Origin of the sequence: Pseudomonas sp. HMWF006 (assembly GCF_003061205.1) — a bacterium.
In the GTDB taxonomy this organism is placed as follows: domain Bacteria; phylum Pseudomonadota; class Gammaproteobacteria; order Pseudomonadales; family Pseudomonadaceae; genus Aquipseudomonas; species Aquipseudomonas monsensis.
The window spans coordinates 22,310-47,915 of record NZ_QAIU01000449.1; the positions used below are offsets into that span (position 1 = coordinate 22,310).

At 56.9% G+C, this 25,606-nt stretch carries 28 protein-coding genes and 2 pseudogenes; 17 read left to right on the forward strand and 13 right to left on the reverse strand.

Annotated elements, in window-relative coordinates; translation table 11 throughout:
- From DBR24_RS19210 to DBR24_RS19245, 8 genes are all read left to right on the forward strand, one after another.
- The coding region (locus DBR24_RS19210) for a baseplate J/gp47 family protein (protein WP_256591646.1) at positions 1-955 on the forward strand (955 nt) is incomplete at its 5' end.
- Positions 952-1,476, forward strand: coding sequence for a phage tail protein (locus DBR24_RS19215; protein ID WP_128615526.1), 525 nt, complete (start codon positions 952-954; stop codon positions 1,474-1,476). The genes DBR24_RS19210 and DBR24_RS19215, both read left to right, overlap by 4 nt.
- A 9-nt stretch (positions 1,477-1,485) precedes the next feature.
- Positions 1,486-3,183, forward strand: coding sequence for a phage tail protein (locus tag DBR24_RS19220; protein ID WP_128615527.1), 1,698 nt, complete (start codon positions 1,486-1,488; stop codon positions 3,181-3,183).
- Between the two features lie 8 nt (positions 3,184-3,191).
- The gene (locus tag DBR24_RS19225) at positions 3,192-3,899 is read left to right on the forward strand and encodes a hypothetical protein (RefSeq protein ID WP_128615528.1); all 708 of its coding nucleotides are present in this window, start codon (positions 3,192-3,194) and stop codon (positions 3,897-3,899) included.
- Positions 3,896-4,819: a hypothetical protein gene (locus tag DBR24_RS19230; RefSeq protein ID WP_128615529.1), complete on the forward strand. Its 924-nt coding sequence runs from the start codon at positions 3,896-3,898 to the stop codon at positions 4,817-4,819. Before DBR24_RS19225 ends, DBR24_RS19230 begins: the two co-directional genes overlap by 4 nt.
- Positions 4,816-5,370, forward strand: coding sequence for a DNA-binding protein (locus DBR24_RS19235; protein WP_128615530.1), 555 nt, complete (start codon positions 4,816-4,818; stop codon positions 5,368-5,370). Before DBR24_RS19230 ends, DBR24_RS19235 begins: the two co-directional genes overlap by 4 nt.
- The gene (locus DBR24_RS19240) at positions 5,367-6,071 is read left to right on the forward strand and encodes a hypothetical protein (RefSeq protein ID WP_128615531.1); all 705 of its coding nucleotides are present in this window, start codon (positions 5,367-5,369) and stop codon (positions 6,069-6,071) included. The genes DBR24_RS19235 and DBR24_RS19240 overlap by 4 nt, the downstream gene beginning before the upstream one ends.
- Entirely contained in the window at positions 6,044-7,015 is a 972-nt protein-coding gene (locus DBR24_RS19245) for a hypothetical protein (protein ID WP_128615532.1), read from the forward strand. Before DBR24_RS19240 ends, DBR24_RS19245 begins: the two co-directional genes overlap by 28 nt.
- Positions 7,016-7,762: 747 nt before the next feature.
- Here the strand turns inward: DBR24_RS19245 and DBR24_RS19250 are convergent.
- Entirely contained in the window at positions 7,763-8,059 is a 297-nt protein-coding gene (locus tag DBR24_RS19250) for a hypothetical protein (protein WP_128615533.1), read from the reverse strand.
- Positions 8,060-8,067: 8 nt separating this feature from the next.
- The gene (locus tag DBR24_RS19255; RefSeq protein WP_256591647.1) at positions 8,068-8,319 is read right to left on the reverse strand and encodes a hypothetical protein; all 252 of its coding nucleotides are present in this window, start codon (positions 8,317-8,319) and stop codon (positions 8,068-8,070) included.
- Between the two features lie 186 nt (positions 8,320-8,505).
- Here DBR24_RS19255 and DBR24_RS19260 point away from each other — a divergent pair, with 186 nt between their 5' ends.
- The gene (locus tag DBR24_RS19260; RefSeq protein WP_128615534.1) at positions 8,506-8,688 is read left to right on the forward strand and encodes a type II toxin-antitoxin system HicA family toxin; all 183 of its coding nucleotides are present in this window, start codon (positions 8,506-8,508) and stop codon (positions 8,686-8,688) included.
- A gap of 176 nt (positions 8,689-8,864) precedes the next feature.
- Complete coding sequence (locus DBR24_RS19265; protein ID WP_128615535.1) at positions 8,865-9,302, forward strand: type II toxin-antitoxin system HicB family antitoxin; 438 nt, start codon at positions 8,865-8,867, stop codon at positions 9,300-9,302.
- 574 nt (positions 9,303-9,876) lie between these two features.
- Here DBR24_RS19265 and DBR24_RS19270 read toward each other — a convergent pair.
- The 3 genes from DBR24_RS19270 to DBR24_RS19280 all read right to left on the reverse strand — a co-directional run bounded on the left by DBR24_RS19270 (position 9,877) and on the right by DBR24_RS19280 (position 12,602).
- Positions 9,877-11,523 carry a hypothetical protein gene (locus DBR24_RS19270; RefSeq protein ID WP_128615536.1) on the reverse strand — a complete coding sequence of 549 codons (1,647 nt, stop codon included), beginning with the start codon at positions 11,521-11,523 and terminating at the stop codon, positions 9,877-9,879.
- Positions 11,524-11,590: 67 nt separating this feature from the next.
- Complete coding sequence (locus DBR24_RS19275) at positions 11,591-12,379, reverse strand: hypothetical protein (protein ID WP_128615537.1); 789 nt, start codon at positions 12,377-12,379, stop codon at positions 11,591-11,593.
- Positions 12,380-12,386: 7 nt separating this feature from the next.
- Positions 12,387-12,602 (reverse strand): hypothetical protein, encoded by a 216-nt coding sequence (locus DBR24_RS19280; protein ID WP_128615538.1) that lies wholly within the window; start codon positions 12,600-12,602, stop codon positions 12,387-12,389.
- Between the two features lie 1,089 nt (positions 12,603-13,691).
- Here DBR24_RS19280 and DBR24_RS19285 point away from each other — a divergent pair.
- The 4 genes and pseudogenes from DBR24_RS19285 to DBR24_RS19295 all read left to right on the forward strand — a co-directional run bounded on the left by DBR24_RS19285 (position 13,692) and on the right by DBR24_RS19295 (position 17,370).
- Positions 13,692-14,054 (forward strand): DUF6124 family protein, encoded by a 363-nt coding sequence (locus DBR24_RS19285; protein ID WP_128615539.1) that lies wholly within the window; start codon positions 13,692-13,694, stop codon positions 14,052-14,054.
- Positions 14,055-14,515: 461 nt separating this feature from the next.
- A pseudogene (locus DBR24_RS34890) lies at positions 14,516-15,592 on the forward strand (methyl-accepting chemotaxis protein); the annotation flags it as partial.
- Between the two features lie 78 nt (positions 15,593-15,670).
- Complete coding sequence (locus DBR24_RS34895) at positions 15,671-16,450, forward strand: methyl-accepting chemotaxis protein (protein ID WP_371921331.1); 780 nt, start codon at positions 15,671-15,673, stop codon at positions 16,448-16,450.
- Between the two features lie 140 nt (positions 16,451-16,590).
- Positions 16,591-17,370 carry an EAL domain-containing protein gene (locus DBR24_RS19295; RefSeq protein ID WP_128615541.1) on the forward strand — a complete coding sequence of 260 codons (780 nt, stop codon included), beginning with the start codon at positions 16,591-16,593 and terminating at the stop codon, positions 17,368-17,370.
- A 6-nt stretch (positions 17,371-17,376) separates the two neighbouring features.
- Here DBR24_RS19295 and pseH read toward each other — a convergent pair whose 3' ends face one another.
- The gene (pseH, locus tag DBR24_RS19300) at positions 17,377-17,928 is read right to left on the reverse strand and encodes a UDP-4-amino-4,6-dideoxy-N-acetyl-beta-L-altrosamine N-acetyltransferase (protein ID WP_128615542.1); all 552 of its coding nucleotides are present in this window, start codon (positions 17,926-17,928) and stop codon (positions 17,377-17,379) included.
- Positions 17,929-18,071: 143 nt separating this feature from the next.
- Here pseH and DBR24_RS19305 point away from each other — a divergent pair, with 143 nt between their 5' ends.
- Positions 18,072-18,287 (forward strand): hypothetical protein, encoded by a 216-nt coding sequence (locus DBR24_RS19305; RefSeq protein ID WP_123462135.1) that lies wholly within the window; start codon positions 18,072-18,074, stop codon positions 18,285-18,287.
- A gap of 78 nt (positions 18,288-18,365) precedes the next feature.
- Here DBR24_RS19305 and DBR24_RS19310 read toward each other — a convergent pair whose 3' ends face one another.
- Genes DBR24_RS19310 through DBR24_RS19335 form a run of 6 tightly spaced genes read right to left on the reverse strand, consistent with a single transcriptional unit; the run spans position 18,366 to position 23,801 of the window.
- Positions 18,366-19,151, reverse strand: a complete 786-nt coding sequence (locus DBR24_RS19310; protein WP_123462137.1) for a transporter substrate-binding domain-containing protein — start codon at positions 19,149-19,151, stop codon at positions 18,366-18,368.
- 58 nt (positions 19,152-19,209) lie between these two features.
- A complete protein-coding gene (copD, locus tag DBR24_RS19315) occupies positions 19,210-20,079 on the reverse strand; it encodes a copper homeostasis membrane protein CopD (protein WP_128615543.1) in 870 nt (289 codons plus the stop codon).
- A gap of 3 nt (positions 20,080-20,082) precedes the next feature.
- Positions 20,083-20,457 (reverse strand): copper homeostasis periplasmic binding protein CopC, encoded by a 375-nt coding sequence (gene copC, locus DBR24_RS19320; protein WP_123462142.1) that lies wholly within the window; start codon positions 20,455-20,457, stop codon positions 20,083-20,085.
- Positions 20,458-20,488: 31 nt separating this feature from the next.
- A complete protein-coding gene (locus DBR24_RS19325) occupies positions 20,489-21,358 on the reverse strand; it encodes a copper resistance protein B (RefSeq protein WP_128615544.1) in 870 nt (289 codons plus the stop codon).
- Between the two features lie 11 nt (positions 21,359-21,369).
- Complete coding sequence (locus DBR24_RS19330; protein WP_128615545.1) at positions 21,370-23,067, reverse strand: copper resistance system multicopper oxidase; 1,698 nt, start codon at positions 23,065-23,067, stop codon at positions 21,370-21,372.
- A gap of 53 nt (positions 23,068-23,120) precedes the next feature.
- Positions 23,121-23,801 (reverse strand): FMN-dependent NADH-azoreductase, encoded by a 681-nt coding sequence (locus DBR24_RS19335; protein WP_128615546.1) that lies wholly within the window; start codon positions 23,799-23,801, stop codon positions 23,121-23,123.
- Between the two features lie 102 nt (positions 23,802-23,903).
- On the opposite strand from DBR24_RS19335, the gene DBR24_RS19340 reads away from it, so the two are divergent.
- Entirely contained in the window at positions 23,904-24,758 is an 855-nt protein-coding gene (locus DBR24_RS19340; RefSeq protein ID WP_123462148.1) for a LysR substrate-binding domain-containing protein, read from the forward strand.
- Positions 24,759-24,763: 5 nt separating this feature from the next.
- Here DBR24_RS19340 and DBR24_RS19345 read toward each other — a convergent pair whose 3' ends face one another.
- Positions 24,764-25,234 carry a hypothetical protein gene (locus DBR24_RS19345; protein WP_123462150.1) on the reverse strand — a complete coding sequence of 157 codons (471 nt, stop codon included), beginning with the start codon at positions 25,232-25,234 and terminating at the stop codon, positions 24,764-24,766.
- Between the two features lie 165 nt (positions 25,235-25,399).
- On the opposite strand from DBR24_RS19345, the pseudogene DBR24_RS32910 reads away from it, so the two are divergent.
- Positions 25,400-25,606 (forward strand): annotated as a pseudogene (locus tag DBR24_RS32910) (ribonuclease); the annotation flags it as partial.

The following is a 25,606-nucleotide window of genomic DNA, read 5'->3' on the forward strand; positions in this document are numbered from 1 at the left end:
TGTGAAAACGGCGGTGGACGCATGGCTGGACATGCTCGCTTGGGCGGTCAACGTCGAGCGCAAGGGCGCGACCAAAGCCCAAGGCAAATTGCTGTTTACCCGGGCCGTGCCGGACGGCGTCATGGAGTTGGAAAAAGGCATTGTGGTGCAGTCGGCCGCCATCAACGGCAACGTCTACAAACTGATCACTACGGCGCCGGCGACATTCGCAGCAGGCCAGCTGCAGCTGGAAGTGCCGGTGGAGGCGATCGAGTCCGGCAGTGGCTTCAACCTCGCCCCGGGTTACTACGCGATCTTGCCGGTGCCCATCCCCGGCATTGTCCAGGTGGTGAACAAGGACGGTTGGCTGGAATCACCAGGCGCGGATCCGGAGCCGAACGACCAGCTGCGTTTGCGTGTGCGCAATCAATTCTCGGCGGTGAACCAATGGCACACCGACGCGGTGTATCGCGCCATGATCTCGGCCTTCCCGGGTGTACGTCCGGACGGCGTCTATTTCGAACACGGCGCACCGCGTGGGCCGGGCAGTGCGAACGCCTATGTGCTGTTTGACGCGGGTGTGCCGGCGGCCAGTTACCTGGAAAAGATCAACGCGCATATCCGCGACCAGGGCAACCATGGCCACGGCGATGATCTGCTGGCCATGGTCATGCCGGAAACCCTTTCCAGCATTGTGGTGAACGTCTGGCCGTTCCCGAATCAGACGCCAGAGCAGAAAGCCACATTGAAGCAGGAGGTGGAGTTTTTTGTACGTGCGGCCTTTCGCGAAAGCACTCCCCGCGACTACCAACCCACGCTGACCTATCCACAAGCGCGATTCAGCAAAAGTCGCCTCTGCACCGAACTGCACGAACAGTTCCCAAACATTGAAGCCGTGAAAATCACGCCGATGGTGGATGCAGTGAATGGTCTATCCATTCCCCGCCTGGAGAACCTGACGGTGGTGATTCAGTGATCAAGATCAAATTGCCGTTCTGGCTTGAAGGCACTGAGCTTTCAAAGCTGGTCAGTGCTGCACAGGCGTGGTGGGAAACCGTCACCGGTTGGCTGCGCTGGCCCTATTCGCAGATCGATCCCGATACCTGCCACATGAGCATTCTTGAACTGTGGGCCTGGCAGCGCGACGTGACGCGCTTTCAAGGTGAACCGGAATCCCTGTTCCGGCTGCGGGTGAAATACGCCTTTATCAACTCCGTCGACGCCGGCAGCACCGCCGGCCTGAAGCGCATCTTCATGCGCCTTGGCGTGGGTTACGTCGAGATCGAGGAGCGCCAGCCTGACCGGGATTGGGACGTCGTACTGCTGAAGTTCAGCAACGCTCAGTTGTCGCTGAACCCTGAACTGTTGCGTGTGCTGATCCAGCAATACGGCCGCACCTGCCGGCGATACGACTTCGTGACCATCACCCCCGTGGGGCTGCAAATCGCCCTGATCGACTTCAACGACGACCAGCAAACGCTGGTTGCCAGCCTGTAGGAGCGCACCGTGAGCGCCAGTATTACTTTGGCCGGCGAAAGCCAAATCGCCCTGAAACAAGGTCAACAAAAGCCGCTGACCATCACGCGGTTTATCTTCGCCAACGTGCCCGACCTGAACCCGGAAACCCCGGTCGACCGCGCTGCCGGCAAACCGCCGGCGGCGCAGATTGTCCATGTCTACGACATCCCTAAAGAAAACGCCGGTTTCGTGAATCCTAACCAGGTCGTGTATAGCGCCCAGTTGGGGTCGGATATCGGCGACTGGGACTTTAACTGGGTCGGCCTTGAGGATGCGGACGGCCTGCTGTTCGCCGTGTCCTACGTGCCGCTGCAGCAAAAGCGCAAGAACATCCCACCGCAGCAGATCGGCAACAACGTCACCCGAAACTTTCTGGTGGCCTATGACGGTGCCATGCAACTGACGGGCATCACGATTGACGCCAGCACTTGGCAGCATGACTTTACTGTGCGCCTTGCCGGAATAGATGAGCGTGAGCGGCTGAGCAATCGCGAGCTGTACGGGCGCGCCTGTTTTTTCGGTAATTCGCTGGCATTCGGCAAGAGCGAAAACGGGTTTCAGTTGGGCGCGGGTACTGCCTACATTGAAGGCATCCGCGTTTTGCTGGCGAAGCCTTTGCCGTTCACTGGCGTTATTCCCGCTGGAAAAATCACCCTCGACGTCTGCTTGGAACGGCAGTTAAGCGATCGGGTGGCGACGTGGAAAGTCGTCTATGGCGAACAGGCCGACTACACAGACGCCGCCGGCGCGCGCCATTACTGCGTGCCGATCGCCCATTACACGTCGCCGACCGCGTTCTGGGATGAGCGCCAGCCGGAGTCAATTGCCGGGCCACTAGTTCAACACTTCGCGGCGCGTGAGGGTGATTACGCGAATCTCCGCGCCCGGGCGACGACCAAAGAAGACGTCGGACTCGGCAACCTGCCCAACGCAAAGAGCGACGACCCGACCACCAACAGTAGCGAGATTCTGGCGACGACCGCCGCGCTGAACAAACTGCAGAAGCAAGTCGGCGACTCGATGACCGGCATGGTTGCCGGCTTCAGCATGTATTCGGCGCCGGCGGGCTGGCTTGCATGCAACGGCGCCGCTATCTCGCGTACTGCATTCGCTGGCCTGTTCGCACGCATCGGCACGCACTACGGGGCAGGTGACGGAACAACCACGTTCAACGTGCCGGACATGCGCGGTCTGTTCCCCCGTGCGTTTGATGACGGTCGCGGCGTCGATCCCGGCCGGGCTTTCGGATCGTTCCAGGACATGGCTCTGCATTTGCACGCTCACACAGCCTCGGCCGCTGCAGTAGGTGATCACTTGCACACCGCTTGGACAGATGCGCAAGGCAACCACGTCCACAGCGCCTGGACTGATGCCCAGGGTAACCATGACCACGGGTTCCGAACTGTCGACAACGGTGCCGGCGTGAACGTTGGTTACCCAGCAGGCGGCAGTGTCTGGACGGAGCTTGAGATCGGCGGCGGAAAGAATGCCGACGGGCGACCAATGCGAACCGATTACCAGGGCAACCACGCACACAACGTCGGCATCGGTGCCGCTGGCCAGCATGCGCACAACGTTGGTGTCAGTGGCGGCGGTGCCCACACCCACGCCGTGACCGTCGCCGCCAATGGCGGTACCGAAACCCGGCCGAAGAACATGGCCCTTTATTACTGCATCAAGTATTGAGATCGAGCATGACAGACAAACTCGTTTATCAGACGGACTATCTCGGCATCTTTATTGGTGCCGTGAAGGCTGAGGAATCGCCGCTGGAAGAGGGTGTGTATCTGATCCCCGGTGGCTGCGTGGAGGCTGCACCACCAGCAGTTCCGGAACACAAAGCCGCGTGGTGGAACGGCAAAGCCTGGCAGCTTGTGGACTTCTTCGGTGGCGTCGTGGTGTACAGCACCGAGACCGGCGAGCCGCGAACATTGGAAGGTTTCGAAGTGATGCCGGCAGGTTTCACCATGAAGAAGCCCGGGCCTAATCAGGTCTGGAAGAATGGCGAATGGGTAGATGACATCGACGCTGTGCTGGCTGCTCTGCGTGAAAAGAAACTGCAAGCAATCGCTACTGACTGTGCGGCTTACATCGCCGGCGGCTTCAATTCCAGCGCGTTAGGTGAGCCATACCACTACAGCAGCGCGATCGACGACCAGGTGAATTTGAACGGGCAAGTATTGCTGGGCCTGGATGACGTTTACCCGTGCTATGACGCCGACCAGGTGCTGGCTTTCCGGCCGCACACCATCGAACAATTGCAGAAAGTCAGCCTTGACCTGGTGCGCTTCCGGCAAGCGGCGCAACAGCACGCGGAAACACTGCGCCAAGCTTTGGCGAATGCTCAAAAAGACAAAAATCTGAAGGCGATGAAAGCCATCACCTGGACGCCGCCGGCATGACCTGGGCACCGGTGACGATGCGCTGGCCGGAGCAGGCCACGCAATGGATGGGTGGGCTGTCAGCAGCCAAGGATCTAGCCGGTGGCGAACTGGCCAGCACCGCCCAGCGCCTGGCTGGCCTGAGTGGACTGGCCAACACCAACCCGGGGCCGGTCGGTGATGCAGCAAAAGGCGCGATCGAGGCCGGACGCGCAGCGCTAGCCGAGCAGTTGGGCCAGGTGCCGGCGTGTCTGGTTGTGACACCGTTTCAAAGCGGCGTTGGCCAGGGTGCGGGCTATCAGCGCTTTCTGTCGGCCCCCAATGCGCTGGAACATCTCGCCAAGAAACTGGAAGACGCCAGCGACAGCGGGCGCCCGACCGGGCCGCAATACGCGCTGTCGATCCTGTTCCTGGGCACGCGCCTGGAACAGTTGGCCAGCGGCTTGGCGCGATTCAATGCACTGCTGCCGATTCCTGACCTGGTGCGCACCGAGCGCCGGGCGCAACACCTGCTGAAGCTTGAAAGCGAAAAGTGGGAGATCCCCGGCGCCGGGCCGCTGCCGCGCTGGCAGGGTTTGCCGCTGGAACGTTGCACGGTGGTCAAAGCTGCCAAGCAGTCCATGGCCGGCCAACTGGCGGTGCTGGAGGGCTACGCGGCCGACAGCTCGCCGTTGGCCGATCTTGCAGTGCTGGCAGCGCGCAAGAGTGCCCAGCAGCAGGGACGGGATAAGCAATTGGCTGACCTGCAAAAGCTACTGGCTGGGGGAAGCCCTGACGTCAGCATGCGCGCGCGGATGATCGGCCCGGGCACCGCTGGCGAATTGCGCCGCGAACTGGTGGCCGGTGACGCCCCGGGCCACGAATGGATTCAGTGCGCCGGCCTGTTGTTGGTCGGCAGCAAAGAAGGGCTGAGTTTCGTGCAGGAACTGGTGGGCCTATGACGCTATTACTCGACGGACAAAAAGTCCAGGGCAAGAACCTCAAGGTCACGGCCAATTTGCGAATCGAAAGCGGCGATATGTCCGGCCAGACCAGCAACACCGACAAGGCGCACAAGGGCTTTAAGCCCAAGACGCTGGCCGTCTCGCTGATGATTCCCTTTGTGGATAAAACCCAGCTGACAGATCTGATGCGCATGGCTGAAACCACGGCCAGCGGCGGTCAGTTGCACCTGTACCGGATCGTGAACGACACGGCGGAAGCCTTCGGCGTGCGTCAGGTGGAATTCTCCGACGGCGTCAGCGCCCGGGAAGCGGACACCCTGAAAGCCTGGCTTGTGCAATTCACGCTAAGCGAGCGCGAATCGAACCCGGAGAAAGTCGAAGGACGGCGCGCCGGAAACAAGGTAGACGCGCAAGGCGCCCCGGGTAGCCCGGTCGGTGACGGCGGTGCCGGCAACGGCGAAGGAACCAGCGACAACCCCGCGCTGAGCGGCTTCGAAAAGGTGCTGGGACGTGTGGATAAGTGGTTGGGCGGGAGTGAGCAGACGTGAAGCTGCACAAGATACTTTCCATCAACGGCGCCCCGATCGCTCTCATCAAGGAGGACGTCAGGCTGGACGCTACCAGCCCCGGCCGGGCGAACTTCACCGTTCAATCCTCTGTGCCGCTCAAAGGGCTGGTGACGCTGGATATCGGCTACAACGAGGGCACGCTGCAACGGCACTTTATCGGCTACGTCGAGCGCTGCACGGCCGCCAACGCGGTGGAACAGGTGCTGTTTTGCCGGGAACTGGCCGCAGTGCTGGCCAACCCGTTGCCGTTGAACCTGCGTCATGTCGATCTGCGTGCTGTGCTGGCCCAGGTCAGCGAACAGACCGGCCTGCGTTTCCGTGTTCCCGATCGGCCTTATGCCAGCGTGAAGGCGCCGTATTTTTACAGCCTCGCTGCCGGTTACCAGGCGATGGACAGTCTCGCCCGGGTATTCAGCATTCCCGACTTCACCTGGCACCAGCTGGGCAACGGGGAAGTGTTCGCCGGCAGTTGGACCGACAGTTTTTTCGGCGCACGTGCGCCGCTGCAGATTCCCACGGAGCTGTTCGACAGCTACCAGGGTAACCAGAGCGCCATGGTCGCCGCCCTTCCCGGGTTACGACCAGGTGCAACGATCAACAACGGCGAGCGCATTACCACTGTTGCACTCACCAATGACCAGATGGCCATCCGATGGACGACGCAATCCGCCGCTCTGTAGAACGACAATTCCCCGAACTCACCGGTGGCTATCACCTGCCGCGCTTTGCCCAGGTTACCGCCGTGGCCGACGCGCCGGCGGACGCCGGACTGTGCGACGACTTCCGCCCCCGCTACGCCGTGGACATTGTCGTACTCGGCCCGGATGACGAGCCAGATCCGGCCATGCCGGCGCTCACTGGCGTTCCTCTGCCGCTGCCCACCGGTGGCGAGGAAATGGGCATTTACGCCTTTCCGGAAGAAGGCACGCGGGTGGTGGTGTGCTTCGCCTACGGCCTGCCGAACAAGCCGTACATCCAATCGATCTTGCCGCACGGGTTGAGCATGCCCAGGGTGCCAAAGGGGGATCAGGTGTGGCAGCACAGCGAGGCCGCCCAGCAACGCGTCGATGCCGACGGCAACTGGCTACGCCAGACCGATGGCAAGATCCGTGATCAAGCGATCGAGCGCGAAGTCGAAGCCCTGGACAACCGCGAGCAGTTCCAGAGCCACACGCAGACGATCGATGACCACTCGACCGAGACGGTGGGTGGTGTGAAAAAGATCGAGGCGCTGGGCGCGCTCAAACTGATGTCGGGTGGAACCGCGAGCCTGGCGGCGGTGGACGATCTGCACCAGGCGACGGGCCGGGATCTGAATGTAGTTGTGGGGCAGAAGCACAACGTTACGGTGGGGGGCGATATGCAGGAAAGGATCGAAGGCTTGCGTGAAAGCGTTGCAGTAGCCAGCCAACGGTTGCAGGCGCCAAAGAATTGGATCGGCTCGGACCGCGTGAACTTGTTCCAGGTGGTCTGCGATGTGCTCGACCTGCTGGAACAGATGAATGTTCAGATCGCTGCACACGTTCACGGGCCGAGTCCGGCACCTTCCAACGCGGCTGCTTTTTCCACGAACAGCGCATGGGCTGCATCCCACGCAGGGGTATTAAAGCGCGTTACGTACTAGGCATGTTTTACTATTGAGAGTGTGCGGGCATAAATGGTTATGCGGTATTCGTACATATTTCCACAGTAAAGTGTGGAAGATGGGGCGAGCGCCTTGTTTGATACAATTAGTTGCTGATGACCGTCTGTCGGAAAGTTTTTGTGACATAGTGTTTACTAGTGTTTACGAAAGTTCACCGTTATCGGTAAACAAATTTGATCAACGCCTCAACGAAACCCTTGTGTTTCAGGCAGCGGTGTCAAATCGGCGCTCTCGCACTGGCGCCAGACACAACAAAGCCCGGGCGGGGCCGGGCTTTGTTGTGTTCCTCGGATGTGCCGCATTGGCTGTTCCACGCCAGAAAAGCTGTGTTAGCATCCTTCCCAACTACCCGAGGTTTTGCTTCTTTGATACCGGAATTTCAAAGAGTATGGCTCTGTGACAGACCAGTCAAGCAAGAATACTTGTCAAAAGACGTTAGTTCTGAGCTTTTCCCTAATTAGGAAATAATCATTATTTAACGAGTTGCGTTGATAAGTTTCTTTTTTGGCGGGTTGAGTTGCTAGACGGGTAGGACACCCCGCACCTTTGCAGGTAGCGGTTCCTGCCAACTCTCTGAGCATCTTTATATGAAGATACTTATAAATCGTTATCTACCTGAAGAAATGATTCGAGCGCTCCAAGCAGTCTATTGGACTGTCCGCCTGTTCGTTCTCGCTCGGGAAATATAACGCGTCAATAGCAGGGGCCATTGGCCCCTGCATCCTTCTATTCCTGCCGGCACCACCAAGACTGTGCGTAAGCGCAGCCGTCGATGTATTCAATTCCACTCAAGACGAAACCGGTTACGGCCATCCCAGCCAGGGTCGCATCAAGCAGAGGCGGTAGCGGATCCGGATCAAGCGGCATTCCCACCATAACGCGAGCAATGTTGGCAGCTCGGCCTAACTCATGGCACGCAGTAGAGTTAACCATGACGTTGCCCCGGATCGCCGAATAACGACGTCGCTCTTTCGGATCCAGTGCGACGCCACGCAAGCGCATGGGTGTGACCAGTACGTACATGGCTTCTCCTAATCGTCAGATTCGAGGTCGAGTAGCGATTCGATCGCGTAGGACAGTGCCGCGTCTGCTAACTCAAGCAAATCGCCGAGATGGTCGCTATCGATCATTTGGCCTTGATGCAGTGCATGTGCTTGCCTGAGCAATGCTTTGTGATGGGCTCCGGGCATTGCGAGCAAAGCGGCCTCATCGCGCAACATGACCCGCCATTGCGCTACTGCGGATGACTCCGACGCTACGGTTCTCGTTGATTCTTTATTCATCGGCGATGCCTGTTTTTTCAGTGTGCTGTATATAAAAACAGTATATCGAAGCGTTTATAACGCCACATCAAGAGAGCGACTGACGGCGCACGGCGAATTGTGATGATGGAATTTTAAGCAACATAAATGTTGCACGTGCATCATATGTGTTGCATAATTTCTTCACCGAGACGATGAGGCATGCACATGAAATACAGCGAGTTTCGGCGATGGTTGAAGGCCCAAGGCGTTCTGTTTCAGAACGGCAAGGGTAGCCACTTCAAGGTTTCAATAAATGGCGAATCAACCGTATTTCCCGACCACACGGGCAAGGAAATGCCCGAAGGGTTGAGAAAGTCGATAATCAAACAGCTGGGTCTCAATGATTGAGGCCCAGCTGTACCCTCATCAGCAAGTCAGCAAGTCAGCAAGTCAGCAAGTCAGCAAGTCAGCAAGTCAGGAAGTCAGGAAGTCAGGAAGTCAGGAAGTCAGGAAAGCGAGAAAATCAGGAAGATTAGAAAGTCGAGGAAGTCGAGGAAGTCGCGGATGCCGCGGAGGGTAACGTTATGTTTGCTTATGCGTTAGATGTTCACAAAGAGCCGGGCAGCTTTTGGCTGTCATGTGCAGAAATCCCAGAGATGCACGCCGCCGGCGATACTCTGGAAGAGGCGTATGAAAGCGCACTGGATTCAATCGAGACAGCTTTGTCTATCTATGTCGATGATCGTCGGGCGATCCCAACCGGTGGGGAAGCTAAGGGCGAGTTCGTGCTGCGTTTGCCAGCTCTCACCGCATCGAAAGTCGCATTGTGGAATACGCTCTTGGAGTCGGGAGTTAGCAAAGCTGAGTTGGCCCGTCGGCTGGATGTTAATCGCCCCCAGGTCGATCGCTTGGTCGACTTTCTCCACCACTCTAAGATCGAAAACGTGGAGCGCGCCCTGCAAGAGCTGGGGCGTCGTATCTCGCTTTCAGTAGAGAAGGTAGAGAAGGTGGTAGCGGCCTAAGCTCAGCGGCAGATCGCTGGATACAAGCCCCCACAGCCTTGGCTGTCGGGGGCTTTTTTGCGCCTGGGCTATCCGATCACTGGCCCGTCTTTGGAAAATCCCGCCGCCACGAAAAAAACTCCTGAAAAAGCACTTATCCCCCTCCCGCCGGCGGGCTTCGCGTTCATTTTTTTCGCAAAGGTTCGGGATGGGAAATCGAGGGTCTGCCTAAGCCCCATCGGGGGCTCACTGCTATTTTAAGCATTTGCACCTACTGCAAAGTTTTGCAAAGAAATGCAGCAGCTTTACAACGCAGCCGGGGCGACCGAAGCCCCAAACAAGCTCGTCAAGTACCCAGTCTATGGGGGCGTCGGCTTGAAAAAGAGCTTTTTCAGGGGGTTTTTCTTTCTAGACGGTTTTCATTTAGGGAGCTTCTACCTATTTCGGTACGGGAGGTAAGTCTCGACTGAACGCCCAGGAACACGGGTGTTTCGGGGTGTTCAGTCTGTTTCACAGATTGTTAATGACAAACAGACAAGTCCGATTCTTTAGAACGATCATTCGCCCACTGGCGCTTTTGATAGAAGGCAGAATTTTATGTTTTGGGTTCTGCGCTATCAGTTATTGTAGATACGATGTACTCGTCAAGTTCCGCAAACGTCATGACCTTATAATCTTCTATATAAAATTTGATGATGGTGGGGTATCGAGTAACAAAAACAGGCACAACTTTGATCGAGTCAAGATTGTAGGGCAGGCCGTCAAATTCTTTCGAACGAAAAATGGTAGGTATGTTTTCTGTAACCCATTCGATTTTTGAGCGAAATTTTTCATCGTATTTTTTTTGTTTGAAATGATCTTTTTGTTGTTGGGAAAAACCTCTCGAGTCTAACGCCGGTGCTCCAGCCTTGCACTCAACTACAAAAAGCACTCCAGAAGGTTCATGGTAGGCAATTATGTCAATCTCGCCGCAGGGAAGGGGAATGGAACGTCCCTCTGGGGTTCTCCACTTTTTTAAACTTTGAATGCGCTTTACCTGACGTGCTGTAAAAATTTCAGCTACAACAGACTCAAACACGTCTCGTCTCTGAAACTGTTCAATTTTTTCGAGCGCATGATTCAGTACGGGATAGGATTTTAGATCTTGGCGCTGACCATTAGAGCATTTGTACATGAATGTGTCATACCACTCTCCGAGCATGAAGATATTGATTATGATATGCCATTTTGCTTGTTTTATATGCGGCTTTTTAGTTGCTGGTTTTGGGTAGATTGAGCCCAGATGATTTAGGTTGTCAATTCTGACGCCAGCAAAATTTATCATGCGAATAGGATCTTTCTTGTCAAGAAAGTCCCTGTCGATATCTGTTAAGGAATTAGGTGATAAATTTATAAAGTCAAAAATGTTGGCAACGGTATCTTTTGGTATTCCGCTTTCGTCCGATGCCCAGTCGATCATATATCGACCTGGTAAAATAATTGTATAGCCGGAAGATAGGATTGTTCGGCATAGTGCGTCAATCAGCGTTTTTAGCTGAGCAATAGTGAAACCAAGCTCTTCCTTCATAGCCGTGCTAAGGGTTGACTCTACAAAATGTTCTATAGATTGAGCTCTTGTTGTTGTGAGTCTGCTCCATTCATTTACTTCTTTTTTGAACATGTACCTTGAGCGGATTGCAAGTGTGGGTTCTGCTGAGTTGTCCAATAATGGGGTTAGCAAGCCATAGTCGGTAGTCAAGTCAAATTTAATGTTGCCATAGACGTCTGGAAAAAAATGAATAAGGTTTGACCATTCTGCGGAGTTGGCCGAAATGTTGAGCAACGTGAATGCTTCAGAAACTTCATCGTAAGTGGGTTTTACGCGACTTATGCTATTTAAGTTTTTTTTAGAGAGAAGATACTCTATTGCATAGCGCCAACCAAACCTGCCAATAGGTGCTAGCTCTTTAGGAGATTCGAAATTCTCCCATGGAGTTAGCTCTTGTTTGTAGACAGCAGTCCACATAAAAGTCTGCTTATAAGCTTCTAGTATCCAACTGGCTGGATGACGAGAGTCCAACAATTTATGCAGTTTTTCAATTGCCATCTCGTAAGCGAGATTTAAAATTGTCTTTGTTTGCTCATCAGTTGGCACGTCTTGCTGAAGCCTAGCTTTGACTAGGTTGCTTATCTCGGAAATGACGGCGCTGTTGATCTGTGCGACAGGTTCATCAATAGGGGTGTGCTGCTTGTTTATATCCATTCTTTCGCGCCATTTACAAAATTAATAGCTTCCAGTGTTTTCAGTTTTTTACTTGTGATCATGTTGTCTAACCGTTATCGATGCCATCAACTGATGGCCAATCATTTGACTGATAGTCGGTGCTTGTTGCCTCTCGAAAGCTAGCCTCAAACTCGCGGATTGAAACGAACAACTCGTCATCATCGAACGCCTGCGCTGTTAAGCAACAAGCCATGATGCCTCGATACATATAGTTCCAAAAGTCAGCGCGATGCTCAGCTTGCCTGATTGTCCCGCGCATGCCTCGCATAAAAAATCCACACGAAACTCCCCCATACATATCCATGATTTGAGGTGATGCAGCATGCACGTAACCAGAATATGCTTTGCTGACAGTTCTAGAAATGTCTAGGTGTTTGCTTGAACCTTTTGCGCCATTCACGCAGCGATCCAAATACGCGCGAATTTTTTTCCTCGAAACCATTCCCCTGTCCGTAGACGAAACGGACTGCTCAGAGGGATCAAATTCTTCTTGGAAAAAGTACTCCAAGTATTTCTCATGTGCTGGGGTTGACTCACCGCTTGTTATCGAAAAAACCAAGAACGAAATATCTTCGGTAATTTCGTCGAGAATGCGTTGTAGCGATGCCTGTTCTTGTACAAAACCCGCTTCCAAGAGCAGCCTTGCGGCATGAAGACTGCTGACCATCCGTGCGAGCTTCTGTACCAATGCCTGATGTATCGTTTTCTCAACATGCCGATAAACGAACGACCCTCGAAATTGAACACGCTTGGGAGCAGGAACGCGCATTGAAAGCACATTAACTATGCGTTCCATGTGATTTAACGCTTGTGCGTAAGGACTAGTTTTTGTCATGGACAAGCTAGTCCTTTTCCAGATTTTTTAATCGTGCCAAGCCTTGATTGATAAAGCCTGCATTCTCGCCAATTCGCTCAAGTGCGACACGGGCATTCTCCCCAACGGTCTCGTATCCCTGCTGCTCGACTAACAGCACCAACTCCATCAACGCAGCTTCAAGTCCCAACTGGTTTTCGTAGATTTTTTCGAGGACGACGGTGAGGGAATATTCGCTGGCCATGCTTCGACTCCATTCGGAAAGCAGGAAGCATAGCAGGGCATTTGGGGGGGCTGATTTCAGTTCGAGGCTGGGAAAAAGGTAATTTTGGTAAGCCGGTGTAAAAATTGGGCTGTAGCCCTTATAGAACGTGGCTTGGGCGTATTACCTTTGAAGGTAATATTTGGTAAGGAGGGAGGTAATATTTTGATAACTGATTGATTTTAAAGGGTTTCGCAGGTAAGCGGAATTACTACCACTAAAGGTAATTTTCTAACCTTTTTCTTACCCTATTATTACCTTTATAGATTCTTCTTAACATATTGAATTTATTGGGTTTTTTCGGCGTTAAAACAGAATATTACCTATATTACCTTTTTCCCAGGGGTCAACCTGAAAACGGGTCAAGCATAGACGAGGAGGTTTTCCCTCCTTCCATACACGCGGTATTAGCTCTCACAAAACTCGATTGAGCCGATGATCGACAGTGCCAGGATTGGAACCGATAACGGATGCTTAAATTTTGCTGAGGCCGTCAGCAGAAGGCATGGGAAGAAGGGAGAGAAAAAGAGCTGCTGGTACGCAACTGGTACGCGGGTTGGCGGGGATGTTTTTGAGCCTTTAGATACGGGAGCTAGAAGAGAAGTCAGTCCGATCCATCATAGGAGCAACGGACAGCGCTTGTAAAAAGTGCACAGAGCACCTCGCAAATGGCGACAGGCTCTGGTTCGATCACTGTGCTTATTAAACGTTTTAAACACAGAAAACTCGCATGTTTAGATGAGACATATTGTTGTAGTCGCTCACCTACAACATCTTGCGCCGCGCCCTACACCTAAGACAGAATCCGCCGGCTTGTGCCTCTAGCCCGCGGGTTCTATCGTTCTTGGGTCACTGAAAAACAGTGATCGGGTTTGGTAGACCCGCAGCATTGATGCATTGCGTCATCCCAGCACAGCGCCTTTCTTGGGGGCTGTTTTGATGGTGGCCATGCGCAGGGCTTCTTCGGAAGCGCCGGTTCCAATGCCCGGTCTACCAACCTTCGTATGGCCGCCACCCATCGTTTGGTAGCGAGAGGGTGAAAGCTCCACAAATAGCATTGGAGTTTCACTTATGTTCAAACCAACACCCAACCCGCCAGAAACCGACCCCGCATCCCCCTACGAATCCCCCAACTCCAAAAAACTCCACGAAGCCGCCGAGCGCGCCCTCGATCACTATCTCCTTCCCGCCAGCCACATCATGGCCAGCACCAACGAACCCGAGCGCATGTACCTCGCCAATCCGAAGTACGACTCGGAATCCCTGCTGGCCAACGCCAGTGAAACGCTGGGTTCCGCCTCGGAAATGCTCAATAACTTCGCCGCGACGCTCGAACCCTCGCAGCGCAAGACTGCGCTGGGCATTGCGCAGGTGGTGATGTTGGGGGAGTTGGCGGTGAATCAGGCGTTGGATAAGGTCGAAATCAAGCCGTAAACCTCTCGCTCCTCTGTGGCGTGCAGCCACTGCTCGCCGCAGAGGGGCCAGCACCTGAATCAGCATTTCCAGCCCCGTTTTACGTCAGTAGCGATGTGCCACAAATCATGATGGCAATGCGTCATCACGCCGCTCGAAAAGTTCAACGATTATACAAAAATATAAAGTTGTACAAGTTTTCGCAAAATTAATAGCATCCTCCCAGACACCTTTGCTGAAACGATAAATCCGGCGTGCAGACGCTCTGCTTGCGACGTGACGGGTTTGTCTGCCGGTGCTCGCGTCGGGTTGTTTTCGACGCTTCACCAGGATCCGCATCGGCATTTGCATTTCCGGGACAGCTGGAGCGTCCCGTATTACGCCTTGGATGACGACCCCCGAATGTCTGGACGGTGACTGCGGTTGCCGGAGATCTATTTTTTTGTGCCCGGCGTTTCGCGTCTGGGCGTTTGAGGCTGAATATGGCAGTAGCATCGAATTTCCTGGGTGACATCAAAGTTTCCCGCAAGCTGGGCGCTGGCTTTGGCATTCTTTTGCTGGCTGTTTTGGCGGTTGCCTTCATTGGCTATAACAGCAACGGCGTGCTGGTTGATCGTTTGAGTACGACGCGTCTGATTGGCACGCTGAATGACGCGACGCAAGATATGCGTTTGTCCGAGAAACAGTACGAAGCCGCCGCTGACGCAGCGTTCGCCGATTCCTATAACGCTCAGTTGAATGTCTTGCAGGGACTGGTGAGCAAGGCGCTGGACACCTTGACCCGCGCTGAGAACCAGCAAGCTCTGAAGGCTTTGCAAGCCACGATTGTTGCCTACGACCAGAAGGTCAAGCGGCTGATCGCTGCCGATCAGTCGACCACGGATGCCCTGAAACCGCTGACGGCGCTGTCGGACAAGTACGCGCAGACCTTTGCCGGCATGCTTGAAGGCACCACGACCAGTGCGTTGGCGTCTGCCGATGGCGAACGCGTGCGGGAGCTGCGCACGGTGGCCGACTTGCGCAATGGCATGACCACGTTTCGCCTGATGTTGCGTCGTTACATTGCGGTGCCCAACGACGTGAATAAAAAACTGATGATGGAGACCATTGATACCTTCCTGGGTGATATCACCAAGGCGCGCACCAGCCTGCCGACGGCCCTGTCGAGCCAACTGGAGGAAGCGCACGCCGGCATGCGTCGTTATCGCGAAGTATTGGTGGAAGTGGCCGGGCTGTTTGAGCAGAAGCAGACCATGCGCGAGCAGGTCGACCAGGAAAGCAAGGCGATGGACAAGATCATGACTGGCCTGATGGACACCCAGCAGCGCCTGGCGCGTGAGGATCAGCATTCGGCCTTTATCCAGATGGCGGTATTGACCGTGTTGGCGCTGGTGATCGGGCTTTTTGCCTCGGTGGTCATTTCGCGTCAGATCACTGCGCCGCTGGCGCTGACGGTTGATCTGGCTCGACGTATTGCCAAAGGCGACCTGACGGTACAGGCCAAGTCTGCGCGCAAGGATGAGTTGGGCGATCTGCAAAATGCGATGCAGGACATGGCGCAGAACCTCAACACGCTGGTGCAAGGTATCGGCAATGGCGTCACGCACATTTCGACCTCTGCGGAAAAGCTCTCGGCCATGAGCGAGCAGACCAGTGCGGGTGTGCGTCAGCAGAAAAGTGAAGTGGATCAAGTCGCCACGGCGATGCACGAAATGGCTTCGACCGTGCAGGAAGTGGCGCGTAACACCACTGATGCCTCCGCTGCCGCGACCCTGGCCGATCAGCAGGCGCGCCACGGCAGTACGGTGGTGAAGCAGGCGACGGTGCAGATCAGCGAGCTCGCGGTGGCCATTGAAGAGTTGGGCGGTGCGATGAACGTGCTGACTCAGGACAGCGAGCAGATCGGCAAAGTGATCGATGTGATCAAAGCCGTTGCCGAGCAGACCAATCTGCTCGCGTTGAACGCCGCGATCGAAGCGGCGCGGGCGGGTGAGCAGGGACGTGGTTTCGCGGTGGTGGCAGACGAAGTGCGCTCGCTGGCGCAGCGCACGCAGGACTCGACCAAGGAAATCGAAGCGCTGATCGTCACCCTGCAACAAGGCACGCAAGCGGCCGCGACGTTGATGGCCTCCAGCCGCGAGCGCACCCTCGATACGGTGGAGTTGGCGCAGAAGGCCGACTTGGCAATTACCGAGATCAACCAGTCCATCGGTACGATCCAGGAGATGAGCCTGCAGATCTCGGCCGCCGCCGAGCAGCAAAGTGCCGTGGCCGACGAAATCAATCGCAGCATCGTCAGTGTGCGTGATGTGGCTGACCAGTCGGCTGTCGCCAGCGAAGAGAGTGCGGCAGCGACGATTGAACTGGCGTCGCTGGGGCAGGACCTGCAGCGAATGACCGCGCATTTCCGCACCTGAGCATTTGCACGTAGAGCACGCGGCGCCTTCAACTATTCCGGCGCCGCAGGGCTACAGTTATTGCCTTGTTTGCAGATAACTAAGTCCAGTAGCTGTTTTTTATCACCATGGAAGGTTGCACGCCGTCATCAGAGTGGTTCATGTCCGACTTTCCAACATCATCGACCTCTTCCGCAGGGTGCCACGGTTGTAAAAACAAAGGCGTGCCGGATATGGATTTCGCTTTTGCCTTTCAGCCCATCGTCGATCTGCGCGATCAAACGACGTTTGCCCATGAAGCCTTGGTTCGAGGGGTGAATGGTGAGGGCGCCTTTTCAGTCCTGGAGCAGGTGGACGATCACAACCGTTATCGATTCGATCAACTGTGTCGGGTGCGGGCGATTTCCACGGCGGCTGAGTTAGGGATGACCCAGTACTTGTCGATCAACTTTCTGCCGAATGCCGTGTACCGGCCGGAGGTGTGCATTCGCAGCACGCTGGAAGCGGCGCGTACTTACGGCTTCCCGTTGGAGCGGCTGATCTTCGAAGCGGTGGAGGGCGAGCACGTTGAAAGCAACAAGCATTTGATGAACATATTGCGTGAGTATCGCGAGTTTGGTTTCAAGACGGCGATCGACGATTTTGGCGCCGGCTATTCCGGCCTTAACTTGTTGGCGGATTTTCAGCCGGACTTGATCAAGCTGGATATGGCGCTGATCCGGGATATTCACCGTGACCGAGTGCGCCAGATCATCGTGCGTAACGTGGTGAATATGTGTAGAGAGTTGGGCGTGGAGGTGATCGCCGAGGGCATTGAAGATGCCGAGGAACGAGATTTTCTCGCCGATTGCGGCATTTATCTGATGCAGGGGTACTGGTTCGCCAGGCCTGCCTTCAAATCATTGGCGCAGATCCCTGCGAGTGCGTGGCTGCAGCGATGAACACTTTCAGCTCGCACTGATCCGCTCGATCACGGGGACCAGCGTCGGACGTTTGCCAAGCCATTCAGCTTTGGTCATCCCCAACAACACCACATCGACCCGCACCCCGTCCTTTACCACGTTCTGCCGCCGCACACCTTCAACCTCAAACCCGAACTTCTGATGCATCTTCACCACTGCGGTGTTCATCGCCAGCACTTCGCAATTCAGCTTTTCCAGACCCGCGACATCAAACGCGTAATCGAGCAGCCAGAACTCGACCACGCTGCCCAAGCCTTTCCCCTGCAAACCGACATCCAGATAAAACGCCCAATCGGCGGTCTTGTGCAAAGCGTTGATCGCATTCAACGAAACTACGCCCACCGCTTGCTCATCCTTGATCACCACAAACACTTGCTGCCGTGGATTGCCGTGCAAGGATGCTAGCCATTTGGCATGTTCGTGTTCGCTGATTTCATGCGACGTGTACATGAATTTGCGCACGTCCGGTTGGTTGCGCAGGGTGCGGACGTGGGCCTGGATCGCAGGGGCGATTTCGGTGAGGGGGAGGAATTGCATTCGGCGGTCCTTGTCTCGCAGGGTTTGCAACTGAACCTGCGCTGTCGATCTGTAAAGTTTCATGTTGCCGTTTGAGGCGTGGGCCTAGGATGGTGGTATCAGTCGGTGTTGTCTCGTTTTTTCATCCCCAGGGGAGTCGTGCCATGCGCGTCGATGTCGTCAAAGTGCTGTTGATTGCTGCCGCTGTATCGGCGTTGAGTGCTTGTTCGGGGGCGGGTGGGTTGACCACGACGAGTTGTTTTTCGGCGGATTGTCAGTCGCCGCAGGGGCGCAACAATGCGACGACCCTGAAGTTTGGCGGTAACAGTATTGGCAGCAGTCTTAACCAATACAGCTCCGGGATGTTGCACGACGACTGAAATACGGCGGTTGTTGAGTGGCAAATAGTTTGTGGCGAGGGAGCAAGTTCTCTCGCCACAGAATAGCCTCAGGTTTTTTTACTGCGGCACGGCCAGCCACTCGCCAATGACCTTCTGATACTGGCCGGTAACCTTGCTCAGGTGCAGCCACTGATCGACATACAGTTTCCAGCTGATGTCATCGCGCGGCAGCAGGTACGCCTTCTCGCCGTATTGCATGTATTGATGCGGATTCACCGCGCACAACCCTGGTTTGAGTTTCTGCTGATACAGCGCTTCCGAGGCATCGGTGATCATCACGTCGGCCTTGTTGTCGAGCAGTTGCTGGAAGATCGTCACGTTGTCGTGCAGGGCCAGTTGCGCCTTGGGCAGGAAGGCGTGGACGAAGGCTTCGTTGGTGCCGCCGGCGGGTTCGACCAGGCGCACATCGGGCTGGTTGATCTGTTCGACCGTCTGGTACTTGCTGACATCGGCGCAGCGCACCAGCGGGATCTTGCCGTCGGTGTCGAGGGTGTTGCTGAAGTAGGCTTTTTTCTGCCGCTCCAGCGTCACCGAGATGCCGCCCATACCGATGTCGCACTTGCCGGCCTGCATGTCCGGCATCAGGGTTTTCCAGGTGGTTTGCACCCATTGGACTTTGACCCCGAGGCTGTCGGCCAGCGAGCGGGCCATGGCGATGTCGATGCCTTCGAAGTCGCCGTCCGGGCGTTTGAAGGTATAGGGCTTGTAGTCACCGGTGGTGCACACGCGCAACTGGCCTTGTTGCTGGATGCTGTCGAGGTGTGAAGCACTTGACTCGGCGTGGGCGCTGGCGGCCACGGTCAGCAGGCCGCAGAGGATCATTGTGCTTTTTAGTGTTGTCATTGTGATCGGGCTTCCGGGAAGGACGGTGGCCCAGTGTAGTGAAAGGCTTTGTCGGGTGTCATCCCGGGGCCGGACTCAACGTGCCGAGCCACGCCACCAATGCAACGATCAGTAAGGCCATTGCCAGTTCAACCACCACGCTGCGTCTGAGCGCATTGGCCGCGACGGCATGCTGCCCATCGCGCAACGATTGTTGCAGCGAAGGGCCAAGGTGAAAGCGGTTCAACGCCGCCAACACCAACATCCCCGCAAACAGTAGAACCTTGATCGCCAGCAGCATCCCGTAAGTGCCGAGCAACACGTCGTCAAGCCTCGGCCCGACGATAAACAGGTAATTCACTGCACCGGTAATCGACAGTGTCAGCACGATCACCGCGCCGACCCACTCAAAGCGCTTGACCGATAACACCAGCAGGCGAATGCGCGCCTCATCCACAAGCCCCCGCGCCATCAACACCAGCGCCAACATCGCACCCAGCCACGCGCCCGCCGCGAGCAGGTGCAGAATGTCGCTGAGAAAATGCCAGAACCGCAGCACTCCCTCGTCCATCGCCCCATGCCCGCTCCACGCGAGAGAGGCGAGGGCGACGGCGCCGGCCAACGATGCAAGCCCTGCGCCGGGCCTGATCAACACCACGATCAGCGCGCTCATCCGCAGCGCCCACGCCAGCCCGACGTCGGTTTCCAGCAGCATCATCTGCAGATGCGGCCACAGCGCCGCGAACGTCGTTTCGCCGCTCATGGCGCGGGTCATCAACACCAATCCGGCGACTGACAACAGCGCCCCGATCAACGCCATCCCGCGCAATATCGGCCGAAAGCGCAGCAACGCCTCAGCGCTGTACAGCGCAAACAACGCCAGCCCGAACAACAGCAGCAAATCCACATACAACGCAAACCGCAGGAGGATGTTGATCAGGTCAGCCATCGCTCACTTCACTTTGAACGTGACATTGCCGGTGATCGGGTGCGTGTCGCTAGACACCGCGCGCCATTGGACTTGGTAGGTGCCGGCGGGCAGCGGCGCGAGCGGGGTGATCAGCATGCTTTTCGGGTCGCTGCCGGCACTGACCTTGGCTTTCATCGGCATCGGCGAATGGGCCATGCCGGGCATTTCGGTCATCACCAGTTTGGCGCCGGAGAACTGGGTCAGCAGGTTCTCGGAAAAGTGCAGTTCGATCTTGCCGGGTGCGCCGCCGTCGGCACCTTCGGCCGGGCTCGACGAGAGCAGTTTCGGATGGGCCTGGGCGAGGCTGCTCAGGAGCAAGCCGCTGGCGAGTGCAAGGGTGATGTTCAATGTGCGCATGCAAGACCTCTGGGTTGTTTTCTAATGGGATTCAGAACCACATCCGCACGCCAAGCACGAGGCGCGCTTCGCTGCGATCCTCGCCTTCTTCGCGGGCGTAATCGGCGGTGTTGCCGTAAGTACGGTTCCACGTTACGCCGATGTAGGGGGCAAATTCGCGGCGGATTTCATAACGCAAGCGCAGGCCGAGCTCAGTGTTGGAAAGGCCGGAACCGATGCCCCGTTGCGCATCGTTCTTCCCGTAGACGTTAACTTCGGCGGTGGGCTGCAGGGTCAGGCGATTGGTCAGCAGGATGTCGTAGTCACCCTCGAACCGCAGCGCGCTCTGGCCGCCTTCACCGATAAACGCAGTGACCTCGGCTTCGAAGTTGTACAGCGCCATGCCCTTTAAACCGAACGCGGCCCAGGTCTGCGGCGCGCCGGGTTTGAAGTCCTGACGCACGCCGCTGACCACGTCCCACCAGGGCGATATCGCATGGCCCCAAAGCGCCTGAAGCTCGGCGTCTTCGGTCTTGCCGTTGCTGCGTTCGCCTTCGGAGCGCAGCCACAGACGATCGATATCGCCACCGATCCAGCCGGACAGATCCCAGGCCAACGCGCTGCCGTCATCGGCGTCCTGCCATTCGAGTTTGTCGGCAAGAAAGTAGCTGTTGATCGCGCTGTCGTGGACCTGATGGCCGCCGGGGCTGGTGAACACGGCGGCGCGGTCGGCGTCGGTCAGGGGCGGGATCGGCGTGCGGCTTTCGGTCGGCGCGGCGGGCTGCATCATGCCGTCGTCCATGCTTTGCATGGCCGAGTGATCCATGCCGGACATCTGGCTGTGATCCATGCCCGGCATGTCGCTGGCGGCCATCGCCGAACTGCCGATGAGCAACAAGGAAAACGTGGTGAGTCGAGTCATCAGCGGCCCCTTCATTCTTCCACCCGCACTTCGCGGAACATGCCCGTTTCCATGTGGTACAGGAGGTGGCAGTGATAGGCCCAGCGGCCGAGCGCATCGGCGGTCACGCGATAACTGCGGCGCGTGCCGGGCGGCATGTCGATGGTGTGTTTGCGCACCTGGAAGTCGCCGTTTTCGTCTTCCAGATCGCTCCACATGCCGTGCAGGTGAATCGGGTGGGTCATCATCGTGTCGTTGACCAGCACCAGGCGGATGCGCTCGCCGTACTTCAGACGCAAGGGCTCGGCGTCGGCGAATTTGATGCCGTTGAACGACCAGGCGAATTTTTCCATATGGCCGGTCAGGTGCAGTTCGATTGTGCGGCTCGGGTCGCGGCCATCCGGGTCTTCGAAGGTGCTGCGCAGGTCGGCGTAGGTCAGGACACGACGACCGTTGTTGCGCAGGCCGAGGCCGGGGTCGTTGAGTTTGGGTGCGGTGCTCATGGCTTGCATGTCGACCAGCGGATTGTCTTTTTCGCTGTCGGGATGGGATTGCATCGGGCCCATCGCTGAATGATCCATGGCGCTCATGTCCATCGAACCGTGATCCATGCCGCCCATACCCATGTCGTCCATGGTCACCAACGGGCGCGGATCCACAACCGGTACCGGCGCAGATAGCCCGGCGCGAGTGGCGAGGGTGCCACGGGCATAACCGCTGCGATCCATGGCCTGGGCAAACAGCGTGTACGCGTCGGCGTCCGGCTCGATGATGACGTCGTAGGTTTCGGCCACGGCGATGCGCAGTTCATCGACGCTGACCGGTTTGACATGCAAGCCATCCGCCGCGACCACGGTCATTTTCAGCCCGGGAATGCGCACATCGAAGTAGGTCATCGCCGAGCCGTTGATCAGGCGCAGGCGCAGCTTTTCGCCGACGCGGAACAGCCCGGTCCAGTTGTTATCCGGCGCGTGGCCGTTCATCAGGAAGGTGTAGGTGGCGCCACTGACGTCGGCGATGTCGGTGGGGTTCATCTTCATGTCTGCCCACATCTTGCGATCGGCGACGGTGGCCCCCCAGCCTTTTTCGCTGACGTCCTCGATGAAATCGCCGACGGTGCGTTTGTGGAAATTGTAGTAGTCGGATTGTTTTTTCAGGGTCTTCAGCAGGTTGGCCGGGTTTTCGTCGGTCCAGTCGCTGAGCATCACCACGAACTCGCGGTCGTAGTGGAACGGCTCGGGTTCTTTCGCGTCGATCACCAGCGGCCCGTAAACACCGGCCTGTTCCTGCAAGCCGGAATGGCTGTGATACCAGTAGGTGCCGTTCTGCCGCACCTTGAATTGATAGACGTACACGCCGCCCGGCTCGATGCCGTGAAAGCTCAGGCCCGGCACGCCGTCCATGTTCGCCGGCAGCAGAATGCCGTGCCAGTGAATCGAGGTGCTGGCGCTGAGCCGGTTACGCACCCGCAGCGTCACGGTGTCGCCCTCGCGCCAGCGCAGCAACGGGCCGGGCAGGCTGCCGTTGATGGTCATCGCCGTGCGTGGGCTGCCAGTGAAGTTGACCGGGGTTTCGCCAATGAACAGCTCGAACTCGCTGCCGCTCAGTTCATGCAATTGACCGGGAGCGTTCAGCGCCCAGACCGGCGTGCGCCACAGGCCAAGGCCACCGAGCAGGCTGCCGGCGGCGAGGCCTTTGACGAAGGTGCGTCGTGATGGGTTGGAAGGCATGCGCTGGAAATCCCCGTTTGACTCATGACGGGGAGGCTAACCAGCGCCAGCTTTCAGTTGGCTGAGGCGGAGATTACAGTTTTGACAGCTTCATTCGCGGCGAGATGATCGGCCAGATCCCGCGCCTGTTGTGACGCCGCGAGCCGCGCCTGACGATCGACGTCTTCGCCGAGAATGGTTTTCTCGACGCTCAACTCGTGCACATCGCTGATGCCGATAAACTCGAGCCACGCGGCCACGTAGGGTTTCTGAAAATCGAAGCGCTCGGCGGGTGTGGCCGATTGCGCGGAAAAATCCATTCCGCAGGCATAGGCGGCCACGGCGGTTTTGTTTTTCAGCAAACCTTGCAGGCCGTGTTGCGGGTCGAAACTGAAGAGGATGTCTTTCTGCGACACCAGGTCAATGAAATGCTTGAGCTTGTACGGAATGCTGAAATTCCACAGCGGCACCGACAGCACCAGAATATCGGCGCGATGCAGATGCGCGGCGAGGTGTTTGAGCTGATCCCACGCCGTTTGCTGGCGCGGCGACAGCGGTGTGCCATTGAGTCCGGCGTACTTGGCATTCAGCATCTCTTCGTCGAATTCCGGAAGCTGCATGCCCCATAAATCCAGGGTTTCGAGGCGCGTCTGCGGGTGATGCTGTTGATAGCGGTCGATGAACTGGCGCGCGACCTCCAGTGAGGCGGAGCGCTGTTTGCGCGGCGAGCATTCGATGTGAAGAAGAGTGGTCACGTTAAGGCCTCGGCATTCGGTGGGGGAGTGCGAGGCATTGCAACATAGCGAGGATCTAACTATAAATTGTAAATAAATCATCCATTGATCACGTATCTCACTATGTTCGACGCCCTGTTGCTCAAGACCTTTGTCACCGTTGTCGATGAGGACGGCTTCAGTCGTGCCGCGGAAAAACTGCATCTGACGCAGTCGGCGGTCAGCGGTCATCTGCGCCGACTCGAAGAGCAGGTCGGCAAACCCCTGCTCAAGCGCACGACGCGATCGCAACAACTCACCGCCGATGGCGAGCGCCTCATGGCCTATGCGCGGACGATTCTGGCGCTGAACCGCGATGCCTGGGCGCAGCTCACGCGCACGCCGTTTCAAGGGCGGGTGCGGATTGGCGTGTCCGAGGATTTTGTCGAGGCACGGTTACTGCGCGCGTTGCAGGATTGCGCGGCGCAGCATCCGGGCATGGAGATTGATGTGCAGGTGAATATTCCCGGGACCTTGCTGAGCCAGATGCAACAGGGTGATCTGGAAATGGTCATCGGTTCGCTGTGCGAAACCGGTGAATCTGGCGTTTTGCTGTGGCAGGAGCCGCTGGTGTGGGCCTGGGCCGCGCAACCTGTCGCGCATTTACCGACGCCACTGCCGCTGGCGCTGTTTCCAGAGCCGTGTCCGTATCGCGAAGCCGCATTGACGCGTTTGGCCCGGGCCGGCATTTCTCAGCGCACGGCCATGCTGTGTTCGAGCACGGCCGGGTTGCGCGCAGCGGCGGCATCCGGATTTGCCGTGGCGCCGATGCCGGCGAGTCAGTTGGGGCAGGGGGTGGCAGCGCTGGCAGCGGAGCAGGGTTTGCCGGCGTTGCCGGATGCGCAGTTCCGCTTATTTGTCGCAGCGCATGCCGATCCGCAGATGCTCGATGCCGTTTCGCAGGTGATCGTCGATTTCTGTTCGACGCGGCGCCAGTAAAAGGCTTACAGACCGAGGCCTTCCTGCACCGCCAGCAAAAGATTGTTTTCGGTCAGGGCGATGGCATCCAGTTGCTGACCTGTTTCAATCGACTGCACCCACCAATGGCTTTCACCGTGTTCATCCACGGTACGCAGCAGATAGGTGTCCGTGGCTGAGGGGATGATTTGCACCCGCCCGGCGCCATCCTCGGTAAACCGCGCAATGGGATCGAATGTCAGGGTTTGATGATTGGCCTCGATTACCAGTTGGTCGATGGCGTAATCGTGGGATTCACCATCCGGAGAACGTTCGCAAACGTGGGTCGGATTGCGCCGAATTTTCAGGCCGACTTCGGTGACCGGCTGCAGCCACGCCTCGATGCGGTGGTACAAGTCGTACACCTGCGCCGGCCAGCAATCGATCTCCAGCGCGGCATCCGCGTGGGTGTGCCGGGTTTGCTTGAGTTTGGCGGCGAGTTCGTCTGCTTTACTCATTTCGGATCCCTTGGTTTGATGGCTGCCTGTTAATCGTAGACCTTTCAACGGGGTACGGCGTTGCCTTGCGTCATGCACTTGCAACACAAGCGTGTCGAAATCAGCGCTGGCCAAGTCTGGTCAGGATCGAAAACCACGGACGCAGGCGTCCCAAGGAGCGGGTAGATGAAAAAGCTGTTTACAATTTTGGCGGTGATTGCGCTGACGGCCGGTAGCATCGGTTTGAGTTCGGCGCGTCAGTCGCAGTCGAGCAAGGCGCAGGCGGAATCGGTGGCGGGGGTGTTCGATTACTACCTGCTGACGCTGTCCTGGTCGCCGACGTTCTGCCTGACCCACAAAGATGACGCGCAATGTTCCGGCAAGGGCTACGGC